The organism is Rhizobium sp. PP-CC-3G-465 (assembly GCF_004343445.1).
Taxonomy (GTDB): domain Bacteria; phylum Pseudomonadota; class Alphaproteobacteria; order Rhizobiales; family Rhizobiaceae; genus Ferranicluibacter; species Ferranicluibacter rubi.
In genome coordinates this window covers 25,693-39,599 of record NZ_SLYH01000012.1, presented here as the reverse complement: position 1 = coordinate 39,599, position 13,907 = coordinate 25,693, and the positions used below count along the sequence as shown (strand labels likewise).

The following is a 13,907-nucleotide window of genomic DNA, read 5'->3' as shown; positions in this document are numbered from 1 at the left end:
ATTGCAAAACTCGTAATATCCGACAGCTCTCAAGCTGGAAAATATTAGAGATAAATCAATTATATCAACGTGATTTGTAAGGCGCTTTCGTCAATCGGAGACCTTCTGTCATGTCGTCACCTTCTATCCGTTATCTTGGTTATGCCCGCGTCAGTACGCAGGGACAGGATTTGGCCTATCAACTTAAAAAGCTACAGGCCGCTGGCTGCGTAACAATTTTCCATGAAAAGCGCAGTGGCAAAAGCCGAGATGGGCGTCCCGAACTCGCAAAACTCTTGAAGTTGCTCCAGCCGGGAGACGTGGTGTTGGCCACGGTGACAGATCGTATCGCGCGTGACCCGCTCGACATGTTGAATATCCTGAGCACCGTGAAAGGGGCGGGGGCAGGCCTGCGTCTCTTGGATGAGCCATCGACACCAGTTCCGAGTTATCGGACTTGATCCTGTTTATTGTAGGTTGGGCTGCGCGGTGGCATCGGCGGCGCATATTGAAAAATACGGCGCAGGGACGGGAGTTGGCGCGACAACGGGGTGTCAAGTTCGGACGAAAGGCGAAACTTGGGCCGCATGAAAGAGAGAAGGTCGCGCAGCGGCGCGCAAACGGAGAGCCGTCGGCTCAAATTGCGAAGTCTCTGGGAGTTAGTGAGAGCACAATCAGTCGTATCAAATTCGCATCCCGGCAATACACGGTGGATATGGCATGAGCATTTGGACGCCGGTGCAAGTCAGGTTGTATCTGGTTGACTTTGCACCAAGCCTTGCCAATTGTGAGGTTGTAGAACAAAACGAAAACCGGGGTGGATATGTCTGAGACGCGTGCAAGTGAACCGAAGCTTTTCATCTCTTACAGTTGGACGACATCCGATCATGAAGCGTGGGTGCTTCAGCTTGCCGAGGAGCTTACAAGCCAAGGGATACACGTGCTTCTTGATAAGTGGGATTTGCAGCCGGGACATGATGCGAATGTCTTTATGGAAGGTATGGTCAGTGACCCTACGGTTACGAAAGTGCTGCTCGTCTGTGATGAAATGTACGCGACCAAATCTGACGGACGTAAAGGTGGCGCTGGTACAGAGGCACAAATCATCACTCCCGAGATTTACACACAGACGAAGCAAGACAAGTTTGCGGCGGTTGTGAGAGAGCGGGATAGTGAAGGCAAAGCATTTTTGCCCGTTTATTACAGAGGGCGCATTTACTTTGATCTCACCGATCCTTCTACCTATTCCACAGAGTTCGATAAGATCGTGCGTTGGGCTTGGGGACAGCAACCACATGTTCGCCCAGCCAAGGGGGAGCGCCCTTCGTTCCTTGAAGGAAAAACCATCTCTGGAAAAATCGTCTCTTCAGCAGCCCATCGTCGCGCGATGGAGGCAGTACGTTCTGGGGCTGCAAACAGTGTCCCGGCTGTACAGGAGTATCTCGACCTTATTGCAGCGGGACTTGAGGCTTTCCGGATACATACGGAACCGGCTACCCGGCAGACTTTTGATGACTTTATTGTCGCCAGTATTGAGGAATTCACTTCTTATCGCAATGAGATAATAGAGCTTTTTTCCCTAATAGCACAGTATTCACCTGTTCCTGAGTATCTTGAGGTTATAAGGCGCTTTTTCGAGAAATGTATCCTCTATTTCGAGTTTCGTGGTGAGGGCAGCTACAACGATTGGGACTTCGATAATTATAGATTTATAGTCCATGAATTATTTCTATACTGCGTATGTATTTTTATCCGGTATGAACGATTTCCTGCAGCCCAAGAGTTTCTTGATAATGAATATTATTGGGATGATCGTAGGGGACGCGACAATAAAATGCATTCATTCTCCATATTCCGAACAAATCTAAGATCTCTCGAACATCGAAACCAGCGGTTGCGCTTGCAGAGACTGTCAGTAAGAGCCGATCTTCTCAAACAAAGAAATGTTGGGACTGGTGTCGACTTTAATCACGTTATGACCGCTGATTTTCTGCTCTATTTGCGTAGTGCCGGTGCAGGTCGGGGGTATGGATGGTGGCCTGAAACTCTTGTTTATGCCGAGCGGTTTTCCGGTCCGTTTGAGATTTTCGCGCGTGCCAAGTCGCTGCGTTATTTTGACAAAATCAAGGGCATGCTGAATGTACAAAACAAGGCAGAGTTGGAAAAGAAGCTTACCGACCTGATTGAGAAGGAGTTGTTGCCCCGCTGGCAGTTCGACACTCTAAATGTTGAGCAGCTTACAGGGTTTGCCAATATCGGCGTAGCACTGTAAATCCTACGGTTTGCGATTTGCGGTTTCTATTTTTTTCTTTCGATTAACGGGGGGAAGCCGTCATGTTTTGCCGGTAACAATCATTTGTGCCGCCGACGCGGTTTAGAGGGAAGCCGAGGGGTGCAAACCCTTCTCATTCCCCAAAGAACAATAGCCCGCGACCGAGGCTCATTACGCCTTCGGCTCGACTGCGCCCACACCCCTCACAGGCCATTTTGTTTTCCCTTTCCGGCCCCAGCGTTCGCCACGTGGCAAGGGCGCTGTGCAGAGCAGCAGCAGCACAGGAGAAGAAAGGCTATGGCCCGGCAGAACGCCGCCTTGAACAACGATATTTATACCGGGGTCACCAACCGCATTATCGAAGACCTAGAGAAGGGCAATTTCTCAAAGCGCAGGACTGATAGATAAAGCCGGCCCAATTCCAAGAACACCCCCAATTAGGGGAGGCCTTGCTTCCTACAATCGAATATGGCCTAAATGTGTCAAGGTTGTCATACGGGGGCTGTCCATGCAGAAGTTGCGGAACGTTGTTATCCCAGTCACTCTGGTTTTAGGAGGTTGCACCGGTGTTCCGAACCTGCCGCCACAGGATACCGTGAGCGTAAGTGACATCGTTGAAAATGTAATTTGTGAATTTCAAGCGGCGGGGGATGCCGCACCATTCCTCAAAGCCGGTTATGGGTGGACGGCTGGAGCCGAGATACAGATGCAAGTCATCAACGGCATGGAGACGGTTTTGGATTCGTCCTATTCCCTGCCGGTGTCCTCTGTATTCTTCCCTTCATTGTCTTCGCGTTTGGCTAGCAGCGCGGATGCTACGCGTTCGGTTGGCTTATCCGTTAATTACGCGGATAAGGACAGGAGAGCTTGCGACGCGCCGGTTTCCCGGAAAAGTAAGATGCGCTTGCAGGGTGAGCTTGGCCTTGAGCAATGGGCCAACACCATGCAAGCAAGCGTGACGAAAACCAAAATCGAGCCTAACAAAGCAAGTTTCACCGTGGAGTTCACGCTTGAGCGTTCGGGCTCTGTGACTCCGGCTTTCGGTAATCTGGCTCAGGCCACCCACATATGGAGAATTTCGCCGAAAGTTGCCTTGTCTGGCAAAAATGTCCACCGGCTCATTGTTGCTTTTACGAAAAATGCTCCTCCAGCGAAACCGCTACTTGTAACGACCGTAGATGCAACAGGTAAGAAAAGCACTATTCAGTCGACACAGCCATCTGAGAATAATGAAATCAGAAATGACAACTATCTATTCTCCATCACACCGCAAAGAAATATTGATTAACAATCAATATTGCAAAGGATTTTAAATGTTTGAGAATATCGAAGGCATAAAGAATTACCACGTCTATCAGTATCAGCATCTAGATGATTTGAGTTTCATGAAGAATGCCGATGAGGTTTTTTCTAATGTGTATTCTCGGTCTGATGGCAAAGCTTGGGAAGCGGCTATTGCTGATTTATTCCGGAAGAATGGTTGGGAGGGGGATGGTGATATAAAAATTATATGGTTTCCGCCCTTTGTACCTATTGCGCCAGAGGATACTTGGGGGTCTTACGTATGGGTTGTGAAGCAATCAAATAACGGTACCGCTTTCATTGCATCCGAATACGAGCTTCCTTTCAAAAGATTGAGAGGGTAGGGGGCATCCAAGTGCAAAACCAGCATATTTTAGCACAATTTCTAGCACAAAAATATTTTATCTCGTATTTTGTAGATTAATTTCAATTGCTTGTAATTGATGCGGGCAGGCTCATAACCTGAAGGCCGCAGGTTCAAATCCTGCCCCCGCAACCAAATCATCGTACACGGTCAAACAATGAAGCCCTCCCTCACAGGAGGGCTTTCTTGCGTTTGGGGCCGTCAAGCGTCCGGGTGCCGCCAGTATTATCCTCCAGAATTGCACTCTCGCTAAAGAACGAAGGCTTCCTCTTGCCAGAGGCAAACGGCAGGAAGGGCACAGTCGCAACGCCATGCCCGGTCGGGGCGTTTGCAGGTCGCCTTATCCCTTGGACAGAACGTCTTCGATACGGATCGGAAACTTGCGGATGCGGTTTCCCGTCGCGTGCCAGACGGCGTTGGCGATGGCGCCGACGGTTCCGGTGATGCCGATTTCGCCGACGCCCTTGACGCCGATCGGGTTGACGATCGCGTCATCCTCGGGGACCAGGATGGCCTCGAGCGGGGGGATGTCGGCATTGACCGGCACATGATATTCAGCAAGGTCGGCGTTCATGATCCGCCCCGTCCGCTTGTCCGTCACCGCTTCTTCGTGAAGGGCAAAGGAAATGCCCCAGATCATGCCGCCGAAATACTGGCTCTGCACCAGTCGGGGGTTGATGATGCGGCCGGCGGCAAAGGCACCGACGAGACGTGTGGTGCGGATCTGTCCGAGATCGGGATCGATCTTCACCTCGGCAAAGACGGCGCCGTGCGAATACAGCGCATGGTCGGCCGCAACTGCCGGGTCGCGGTTGGACTTTGCGGTGCCGACGACATCGCTTCTTCCGGAGCGGGCGAGGATCTCTGCATAGCTTTCGCTGCGGCTCTCGTCGTCGCGACGATAGAGGCGGCCGTTGCGAGCGGTGAGCCCGATATTGCCGGCACCGAAAAGGGGGGATGCGGGATCGTTGACGGCAAGGTCGGACAGTTGCGCGATGGCGTCGCCGCCGGCCTGATTGAGGGCGAGACCGGCGCTGGCGGTGTGGCCCGATCCGCCGGCGATGCCGGCGTCGGGAAGGGTCGAGAGGCCCGAATGGAACTCGACCTGATCCGGATCGAGGCCCAAAGCCTCGGCTGCGATCTGGGCGAGTGCGGTCCATGCGCCCTGGCCCATGTCGGCCGCGCCGGTTTCCACCAGTGCCGTGCCATCGGCGCGCAGCGTCGCCCGGGCTTCTGCCGGAAAATGCGGACAGCCGAAGACGGCAGTGCCCATGCCCCAGCCGACGAGCAGCCCGTTTTCATCCCGCATCTGACCTGCCGACAGCGGTCGGCGCGACCAGCCGAAGCGGGCGGCCCCCTCCTCGTAGCAGGTACGCAGCGCCTTGGACGAAAAAGGCCTTCCTGTCGCCGGCTCGGTTTCCGCATAGTTCTTGAGCCGGAATGCGAGCGGATCCATGCCACAAGCCTCCGCCGCCTCATCGATCGCGACCTCGAGAGCCGCGGAACCGGACGCTTCCCCGGGTGCGCGCATGGGGCCGGGCGTGCCTGTGTCGAGCCGTATCCCTTCGTGCTCGACGAGGATCGCGGGGCTTGCATAGAGCGGCAGGGATGCGTTGGCTGCGGGCTCCAGAAAATCGTCGAAGGCTGAGGTGGCCGAGAGCGAGCGGTGATGTAGGGCGGTGAGTGTGCCGTCGCGCTTCATGCCGATCCGCAGCTTCTGCCACGTCTGGCCGCGGTGACCGACCGGGCCGTACATCTGGGCGCGGGTCAGCGCCAGCTTGACCGGACGGTTCTGCATGCGGGCCGCGAGGATCGCCAGGATCTGCGGCCCGTTGAGGATCGCCTTGGAGCCGAAGCCGCCGCCGAGGAAGGGCGAGCGGATGGTCACGTTTTCAACGGGAATGCCGAAGAAGGCGGCATAGGACGCGCAGCTCAGCGCCAGCGCTTGGTTCGGCATGTCGAGAACGACGCGGTCGCCGTCCCATTCCGCGACCACGGCATGCGGTTCCATGGCGTTGTGGTATTGCGGCGGCGTCTCGACCTCGGCTTCCACGGTGAGGGCGGCGTTGGAGAAACCCGCCTCGATATCGCCATGTGCCGTCTTCGGCGGACCGCCGATGCCGACAGCCGGAGGGTCGAAGCGAATGCCGGTTTCCCGTCCGACGCGGGCCGGCTCGGTGTCGTATTCCGGATCGAGGAGGGCCGCGCCTTCGGTGGCAGCTTCCAGCGTTTCGGCGATCACCAGCGCGATCGGCTGATTGACGTATCGGACGCTATCGTCCTGCAACACCTCGACGCGAAAGCCGAAGGGCGGCATCTTCTCGTTCGGATCGTGGAACAGCGGCGGACGATTGGCCGGCGTCAGCACCTCGACGACCCCGGGATGGGCCTTGGCGGCATCCACGCTCATCGAGCGGACACGGCCGCGGGCGATGCGGCTGACGGCCATGACGGCATAGAGCAGGCCTTCCGGGTGATTGTCGGCCGCATAAGTTGCGCGGCCCGTGACCTTGAGGATGCCATCGCGGCGGGTGAGCGGCTGGCCGGCATTGGAGCCGTAGCGGCTGGTGGCGGGCTGTTTTTCAGGCGACATGAAGATCTCCCTTCGGTGCGGGACTATGCTGTTCCGGGAATGGCGAAGCGGGGAGGGCGGGCATGACCTTCGGCGTGCCCTCGTGAGCGAGCGTCAGCGCGCGGACGAGGATGCGGTGGGCGAGCGTGATCTTGAACGCGTTGTCGCCGGAGGGCCGGGCGTCTGCAAGAGCTGCGGTCGCGGCTTTCTCGAAGGCTTCGCGCGTTGCACGTTGCCCGACGAGCGCTGCTTCCGCCGCATGCGCACGCCAGGGCTTGGCGGCGACGGCGCCCAGCGCAAGCCTTGCTGCGCGGATCGTGTCGCCGTCCATGTCAAGCATGGCGGCGGCGGACACCACCGCGAAGGCATAGGAAGCGCGCTCCCGCAACTTCACGTAACGGGCATTTTCAGAAAAGGCAGCAGCCTCGGGCGGCAGGCGCAGGCCGCTGATGAGGTCGCCCGGCAGAAGTGCGGACTCCTGTGCGCTTGTGGCATCGGGAAGGCTGTGGAGGTTCTCGATCGGGATGTCCTTGCGTCCTTCGACACCTTGGATCTCGACCACGGCACCGAGGGCTGCCAGAGGCACGCAGAAATCCGAGGGGTGCGTGGCAATGCACTGTTCTGTCCAGCCGAGAACGGCGTGGAGGCGGTTTTCGCCGTGCAATGCGTCGCAACCGGAGCCGGGTTCGCGCCGGTTGCAGGCGCTGGCGGTATCCTGGAAGTAGGCGCAGCGCGTTCGCTGCAGGAGGTTTCCGCCAACCGTCGCAGCGTTGCGCAGCTGTGCAGAGGCGCCCGACAACAGGGCCTCCGCGATGGCGGGGTAGGTGGTGGCAAAGCGGGTGTCGTAGGCAAGGTCCGCATTGCGCACGAGCGCGCCGATGCGCACGCCGCCGTCCGGCAGCCACTCGATACGATCGAGGCCCGGAAGCCGGCTGATGTCGATCACGCGTTCGGGCCGCGTCACGCCGATCTTCATCAGATCGAGCAGGTTGGTGCCGCCTGCGAGATAGACGGATCCCGGGACGGCTGCGGCCGTCACGGCCTCGGCGAGGCTTGCCGGGCGGATGAAATCGAAGCGGTTCATGCGGCGTTCCTCTCGTTTTCCTGTACTCCCGTTTTTTGCGAGAGAACGTGGCCCGCCTCCAGCACGGCCTGGGTGATGCCCTGATAGGCTCCGCATCGACAGATATTGCCGCTCATCAGTTCGCGCACGCGCTCCGGATCGTCCCCGGCATGGCCCTCGGACAGGAGACCGACCGCGCTCATGATCTGGCCCGGCGTGCAGTAGCCGCATTGCAGGCCGTCGCAGGCGATGAAGGCTGCCTGAACCGGATGTAGGTCGTTACCGTCGGCAAGGCCTTCGATGGTCGTGACGGTGCTGCCGTCGAGGCTGGCGGCCAGCGTCAGACAGGCATTGATGCGCCGTCCGTCGAGGAGAACGGTGCAGGCGCCGCACTGGCCGCGGTCGCAGCCCTTCTTGGTGCCGGTGAGGTGAAGCCGCTCGCGCAGGAGGTCGAGCAGCGTGACGCGCGGATCATCGAGCGCAATGCTGTTCGGCTGACCATTGACGGTGAGGCTGATGGAGAAAGGCATGGGGTGCTCCAGTCAGGATTGTGGTGTATGGAATAGGAACTGCAGGCGCGGTGAACGCTGTGACGAGACGGGACGGACGCTGTTGAACCGCCGCACGAGGGATTGGCGTTCCGGTCAACGCTGCCTCGATGTGATATGCAATATACGGAGGGTTCCTCCGTTTAGCAAGGGCACGTGCGCAAGTTGCGGGCAACGGGTAAGCAGATGGACCAGCAAAGTACAAAAGCAAGCCGCAAGCCGCGGGCAGATTCGGTTCGCAACCGGGAACGTCTGCTAGAGGCGGCCACCGCCATCTTTCGGCTCGGCGGGGCGCAGGCGAGCCTCGAGGCCGTGGCACGGGAAGCCGGCGTCGGCATCGGCACCCTCTACCGGCATTTCCCGACGCGCGAGGCGCTGTTTGATGCCGTCTACCGGCATGAAGTGGACATTCTCGCCAATCTCGCCCGGGAGCTTTCGACGGAGGACGACCCGGTCGCGGCGCTCAAATCCTGGCTTCAGGCCAATGTCCGCCTTGTCGCGACCAAGAAGGGGATGATCGAAGGTCTGCAACTGGCCGTCGTCGGCTCGTCCGAGCTCAAGGCCTATTCCTATGAGTGCTTGGTCGGCGCCATCGGCCTTCTGTTGGAGCGGGCGGCAGCGGCAGGCATGATCCGGGACGACGTGTCGCCGGACGAACTCTTGCGGACCCTGCTCGGCATCTTCTACAGCCACGGGCCGACGGACTGGCAACCGACGGCACTCCGGATGGTCGATGTGTTCGTCGACGGGTTGCGCAAACGCTGATCGTCTTTCGATCCGCATCTGTGCGCAGCAAAGCTTTCGGGCTATGGCAGGCAGACCCTCCTCCTTTGCGATTCGACATCATGCCCGTCTCCCAGTCTTCCTTTCGCGGTGTCGTCATCGCGTTCATCGCCTACGCCGTGTTCGCGTTCAGCGATGCTTCGGTCAAACTCATCGACGGCGCCATTCCCGCCTATCAGGTCGCCTTTGCGGGCGCCGTCTTCGGGCTGGTCATCCTGCCTCTGATCAAGGCGCGGGAGGATTCCTGGCTCGATATCGTTCGAACCTCGAACCGGACGCTCTGGCTGCTGCGCTTTGCCTGCGGTGCCATCGGCTCCATCGCGTCGATCATCACCTTCACCAAACTGCCGATGGCGGAGGCCTTCTGTCTCCTGTTCCTGCTGCCGTCCTTCGTCACGATCCTTTCCGTGATCTTCCTGAAGGAGGACGTGCGCTGGCAGCGTTGGACGGCCGTCATCGTCGGATTCATCGGTGTGCTTATCGTGTTGCGGCCAGGCTTTCGCGAGCTTTCGGTCGGGCATCTCGCGGGTGCCATCGGCGGGTTGAGCGCCGCCATCGCCATCGTCATCCTGCGCGGCATGGGGCCGACGGAAAAACGGATGTCGCTCTATGGCGCAGGCCTTCTGGGCGTTCTCGTCGTCAGTGGTCTTCTGATGCTGTCGAACATTGCGATGCCGACGCCGATGCAGTGGGTCTTCATCGCAAGTTACGGCATTCTCGGCTCGGCCGGCAACGCGCTGCTGATGACGGCGGCGCGGATGGCACCGGCAAACCTCGTGGCGCCACCGCAATACAGCCAGATGATCTGGGCGATCCTTTTCGGCTATTTCATCTTCGACGACACGATCGACCTGCCGATGGCTGGCGGCATCGCGCTCATCATCTTTTCCGGCCTGCTGACACTGATGCGCGAGCGCAAACGCGGCACGCCGCTGCCCTCCGCCGTCGTCTCGCCGGACGCGCAGGCCTCGCTCGCCACGGCCGAGCCGGAGCCGGATACACGGGGCTGACGCCCGGCAATGTCGCCTTTGTGATCGCCTTCCGGCCACGAGGCACGCACCAGAGGACTGGTCTGCCTTATGCTCCGCCCTAGCTCCGGCTTATGGATCCGCGCAATGCCATGTCGCGGAAATCTCATAAGAACATGGAGCAGAAAATGCTAAATCAGGGCGACCTTGATCTATCCCGGAGGGATCTTCTGATGGCCTCAGCAGCAACCGTCGCGGTGAGCGGTGTGGCCTCCAAGGCCCGGGCACAGGCACAAGTGCCTGCCGGCACAAAGGTGACCGGCATGCCGGCCGGCGAGACCTCCAGCGTCTCCTTCAAGGTCAACGGCCAGGACCAGACCTTGTCGGTTGACAACCGCACGACGCTTCTCGATGCGCTGCGGGAGCATCTGCACCTGACCGGCACCAAGAAGGGTTGCGACCACGGCCAATGCGGCGCCTGCACGGTGATGGTGGACGGACGGCGGATCAATTCCTGTCTGTCGCTCGCCATCATGCACGAGGGCGACGAGGTGGTGACGATCGAGGGTCTCGGCGAGCCCGGCAACCTTCACCCGATGCAGGCCGCCTTCGTCAAGCATGACGGCTACCAGTGCGGCTATTGCACCCCGGGGCAGATCTGTTCTTCGGTTGCTGTGCTCGAGGAAATCAAGGCGGGTATGCCGAGCCACGTGACCGGCGATCTGACAGCCAAGGTCGAATTCAGCCTGGAAGAGATTCGCGAGCGGATGAGCGGGAACCTCTGTCGATGCGGGGCCTACTCCAACATCGTCGACGCCATTGCGGACGTCGCGGGGAGGCCGGCATGAAGTCCTTTACCTATGAGCGTGCAACCTCCGTCGAAGCCGCGGCCAAAGCGGCGGCGAGCCATGATGCCGCGCGCTTTATCGCCGGCGGCACCAACCTGCTCGACCTGATGAAGCTCGAAATCGAGACGCCGACCCATTTGATCGACGTCAACACGCTGGGGCTCGACACGATCGAGGCGACACCCGAGGGCGGCTTGCGGATCGGGGCGCTCGTCCGCAACACCGATCTGGCTGCCGACGAACGGGTGCGGCGCGACTATGGCCTGCTGTCGCGCGCGCTGCTGGCGGGTGCGTCTGGGCAGCTGCGGAACAAGGCGACGACGGCGGGCAATCTTCTTCAGCGCACGCGCTGTCCGTACTTCTACGATACCAACCAGCCCTGCAACAAGCGCCAGCCGGGCAGCGGCTGTTCCGCCATCGACGGCTTCAGCCGGCAGCTGGGTATCGTCGGTATCAGCTCCTCCTGCATTGCCACGCATCCGAGCGATATGGCGATTGCCATGCGGGCGCTCGATGCCGTGGTGGAGACGATGGGCGCGGATGGTGCGAAGCGCAGCATTCCGATCGACGACTTCCACCGGTTGCCGGGTGACACACCGCATATCGAGACGGAGCTGAAGAAGGGCGAGATCATCACCGCGGTCGTTCTGCCGAAGCCGATCGGCGGCAAGCAGATCTACCGCAAGGTTCGCGACCGTGCGTCCTATGCCTTCGCGCTGATCTCGGTCGGCGCCGTGATCCAGCCGGACGGCACCGGTCGCGTTGCCGTCGGTGGGGTGGCGCACAAGCCGTGGCGTCTCGATGCGGCGGACGAGGATCTGCCGAGCGGTGCCGGCCGTGTGACGCGCCGCCTGCTGCTCGACGCTGAGCCGACGGAACACAATGCCTACAAGGTGAAGCTGGTCGAGCGGACGCTTGGCGCTGTTCTTGCCGAAGCGAAGGGTTGAGATCATGAAGTTCGACACACCTGCAACACAGAACCCGATCGACCGCATGACGGTGGTCGGCAAGCCGATCGAGCGCATCGACGGGCAGCTGAAGACAACCGGCCGCGCGAAATATGCTTACGAGTGGCATGACGACGCCTTGTCCTATGCCTATGGCTACCCGCTCGGTGCCGCGATCGCCAAGGGCCGCATCCGTGCGATGGACGTGTCGGCCGCCGCCCGAGCGCCCGGCGTCATCACGATCTTGACCAGCGACAGCATGCCGGACCTGAAGACCGCCAAGCGCAATACAGCTAAGCTGTTCGGCGGACGTGAGATCCACCACTATCATCAGGCGGTCGCGGTCGTCGTCGCCGAGACCTTCGAGCAGGCGCGTGCTGCCGCGCACCTCATCAAGGTGGACTACGAAGAGACGAAGGGTGCGTTCGACCTCGAGGCGTCAATGGAAGGCGCCAAGAAGCCGGAGGATGGAGAGCCGGATTCGGCGGCGGGCGATTTTGCGCCGGCCTTCGAGGCGGCCACCGTCCAGTTCGACCAGACCTATACGACGCCCGACCAGTCGCATGCGATGATGGAGCCGCACGCCTCCATCGCCGCCTGGGACGGGGATGCGCTGACGGTGTGGACGTCGAGCCAGATGATTGACTGGTGGCGGTCCGATCTGAGCGTTGCGCTCGATATGGACAAGGAGAAGATCCACATCATGTCGCCCTTCATCGGTGGCGGGTTCGGGGCAAAGCTCTTCCTGCGTTCGGATGCTGTGCTGGCGGCGCTGGCCGCACGCGCGGCGCGTCGCCCCGTCAAGGTGGCGCTACCCCGGCCGTTCCTCATGAACAACACCACGCACCGGCCGGCAACGATCCAGCGCATCCGCATTGGTTCGGGACAAGACGGCAAGATCACGGCGATCGCGCATGAAAGCTGGTCGGGCGATCTGGAAGGCGGCGGCCCGGAGGCCGCGGTGCAGCAGACGCGGCTGCTCTATGCCGGTGCAAACCGGATGACAGCGACGCGGCTTGCCGTGCTCGATCTTCCCGAGGGCAACGCCATGCGCGCCCCGGGGGAGGCACCCGGCCTGATGGCGCTCGAAGTCGCCATGGACGAGATGGCGGAAAAGCTCGGGCAGGACCCGGTCGCCTTCCGCATCCTCAACGATACGCAGGTCGATCCGGAAAAACCGGAGAAGGCCTTCTCGCATCGCGATCTCATTGGCTGCATGAAGCTCGGCGCCGAGCGTTTCGGCTGGGACAAGCGCAACACGCGCTCCGGCACCGTGCGGGATGGCGACTGGCTGGTGGGCATGGGCGTTGCAGCCGCGTTCCGCAACAACATGGTCATGCCGTCAGGTGCCCGCGTGAAGCTCGATCGCGACGGTATCCTCACCGTCGAGACCGACATGACGGACATCGGCACCGGCAGCTATACGATCATTGCCCAGACCGCGGCGGAAATGCTGGGCCTGCCGCTCGACCGCGTCGCCGTCAATCTCGGCGATTCCCGCTTTCCGGTGTCGTCCGGTTCGGGCGGGCAGTGGGGCGGCAACAGCGCCACGGCGGGTGTCTATGCCGCCTGCGTCAAGATGCGGGAGGCCATTGCCCAGTCGCTCGGGTTCAATGCCGAAAGCATCGACTTTGCCGACGGCATGGTGATCTCGGGCGACCGGCGCGTGCCGCTGGCCGATGCCGTTCGAGAGGCGCCGCTCGTCGTCGAGGATACAATCGAGTATGGCGATATTTCCGAGGAGAAGCAGCAGTCGACCTTCGGCGCGCATTTCGTGGAGGTCGGGGTCGATATCGCCACCGGTGAGGTCCGTATCCGGCGCATGCTCGCCGTCTGCGCGGCCGGCCGCATCCTCAACCCGATGACGGCACGCAGCCAGGTCATCGGCGCGATGACCATGGGTGTCGGTGGCGCCCTGTCGGAAGAGCTTGCGGTGGACAAGAAGCGAGGCTTCTTCGTCAACCACGATCTCGCCGGCTACGAGGTGCCCGTGCATGCGGATATTCCGCACCAGGAGGTCATCTTCATGGACGAGACCGACCCGATGTCGTCGCCGATGAAGGCAAAGGGTGTGGGCGAACTGGGGCTGTGCGGCGTGGCGGCGGCGATCAACAACGCCGTCTACAATGCAACCGGCATTCGGGTCAGAAACTATCCGGTGACGCTCGACAAGCTGATTGGGGCGCTGCCCCAGATCAGCTAGGGATCGAGCTGTCTTTTGCTTTCAAGGCTGGCGCTTCCTTGGCGCCAGCCTTATGTCG

General features: G+C 60.3%; 13 protein-coding genes. 10 read left to right on the top strand and 3 right to left on the bottom strand.

Going from position 1 to position 13,907, the window contains the following annotated elements:
* Positions 1–110 precede the first annotated feature (110 nt).
* From C8J33_RS27645 to C8J33_RS23250, 5 genes are all read left to right on the top strand, one after another.
* Positions 111–440, top strand: coding sequence for a recombinase family protein (locus tag C8J33_RS27645; protein ID WP_245507259.1), 330 nt, complete (start codon positions 111–113; stop codon positions 438–440).
* Positions 437–703, top strand: coding sequence for a helix-turn-helix domain-containing protein (locus C8J33_RS27640; protein ID WP_422038958.1), 267 nt, complete (start codon positions 437–439; stop codon positions 701–703). Before C8J33_RS27645 ends, C8J33_RS27640 begins: the two co-directional genes overlap by 4 nt.
* 99 nt (positions 704–802) lie before the next feature.
* On the top strand, positions 803–2,251 hold the full coding sequence (locus C8J33_RS23260) for an SEFIR domain-containing protein (protein WP_132665530.1): 1,449 nt from the start codon (positions 803–805) through the stop codon (positions 2,249–2,251).
* Positions 2,252–2,759: 508 nt separating this feature from the next.
* Complete coding sequence (locus C8J33_RS23255) at positions 2,760–3,539, top strand: hypothetical protein (protein WP_132665514.1); 780 nt, start codon at positions 2,760–2,762, stop codon at positions 3,537–3,539.
* A 25-nt stretch (positions 3,540–3,564) separates the two neighbouring features.
* A complete protein-coding gene (locus tag C8J33_RS23250) occupies positions 3,565–3,897 on the top strand; it encodes a hypothetical protein (RefSeq protein ID WP_132665513.1) in 333 nt (110 codons plus the stop codon).
* Between the two features lie 360 nt (positions 3,898–4,257).
* Here the strand turns inward: C8J33_RS23250 and C8J33_RS23245 are convergent, their stop codons facing one another.
* From C8J33_RS23245 to C8J33_RS23235, 3 genes are read right to left on the bottom strand one after another with little or no spacing between them, the layout of a single operon-like run.
* Entirely contained in the window at positions 4,258–6,510 is a 2,253-nt protein-coding gene (locus tag C8J33_RS23245) for a xanthine dehydrogenase family protein molybdopterin-binding subunit (protein WP_132665512.1), read from the bottom strand.
* A complete protein-coding gene (locus C8J33_RS23240; protein ID WP_132665511.1) occupies positions 6,500–7,573 on the bottom strand; it encodes an FAD binding domain-containing protein in 1,074 nt (357 codons plus the stop codon). The genes C8J33_RS23245 and C8J33_RS23240 overlap by 11 nt, the downstream gene beginning before the upstream one ends.
* Positions 7,570–8,082 (bottom strand): (2Fe-2S)-binding protein, encoded by a 513-nt coding sequence (locus C8J33_RS23235; RefSeq protein WP_132665510.1) that lies wholly within the window; start codon positions 8,080–8,082, stop codon positions 7,570–7,572. The genes C8J33_RS23240 and C8J33_RS23235 overlap by 4 nt, the downstream gene beginning before the upstream one ends.
* 204 nt (positions 8,083–8,286) lie before the next feature.
* Between C8J33_RS23235 and C8J33_RS23230 the strand changes: the two genes are divergently transcribed.
* The 5 genes from C8J33_RS23230 to paoC all read left to right on the top strand — a co-directional run bounded on the left by C8J33_RS23230 (position 8,287) and on the right by paoC (position 13,849).
* Entirely contained in the window at positions 8,287–8,865 is a 579-nt protein-coding gene (locus tag C8J33_RS23230) for a TetR family transcriptional regulator (protein ID WP_132665509.1), read from the top strand.
* 80 nt (positions 8,866–8,945) lie between these two features.
* Complete coding sequence (locus C8J33_RS23225; RefSeq protein WP_132665508.1) at positions 8,946–9,893, top strand: DMT family transporter; 948 nt, start codon at positions 8,946–8,948, stop codon at positions 9,891–9,893.
* Positions 9,894–10,027: 134 nt separating this feature from the next.
* Positions 10,028–10,699, top strand: coding sequence for an aldehyde dehydrogenase iron-sulfur subunit PaoA (paoA, locus tag C8J33_RS23220; protein WP_207901558.1), 672 nt, complete (start codon positions 10,028–10,030; stop codon positions 10,697–10,699).
* Complete coding sequence (locus C8J33_RS23215; protein ID WP_132665506.1) at positions 10,696–11,646, top strand: FAD binding domain-containing protein; 951 nt, start codon at positions 10,696–10,698, stop codon at positions 11,644–11,646. Before paoA ends, C8J33_RS23215 begins: the two co-directional genes overlap by 4 nt.
* A gap of 4 nt (positions 11,647–11,650) precedes the next feature.
* Positions 11,651–13,849, top strand: a complete 2,199-nt coding sequence (gene paoC, locus C8J33_RS23210) for an aldehyde oxidoreductase molybdenum-binding subunit PaoC (RefSeq protein WP_132665505.1) — start codon at positions 11,651–11,653, stop codon at positions 13,847–13,849.
* Positions 13,850–13,907 lie beyond the last annotated feature (58 nt).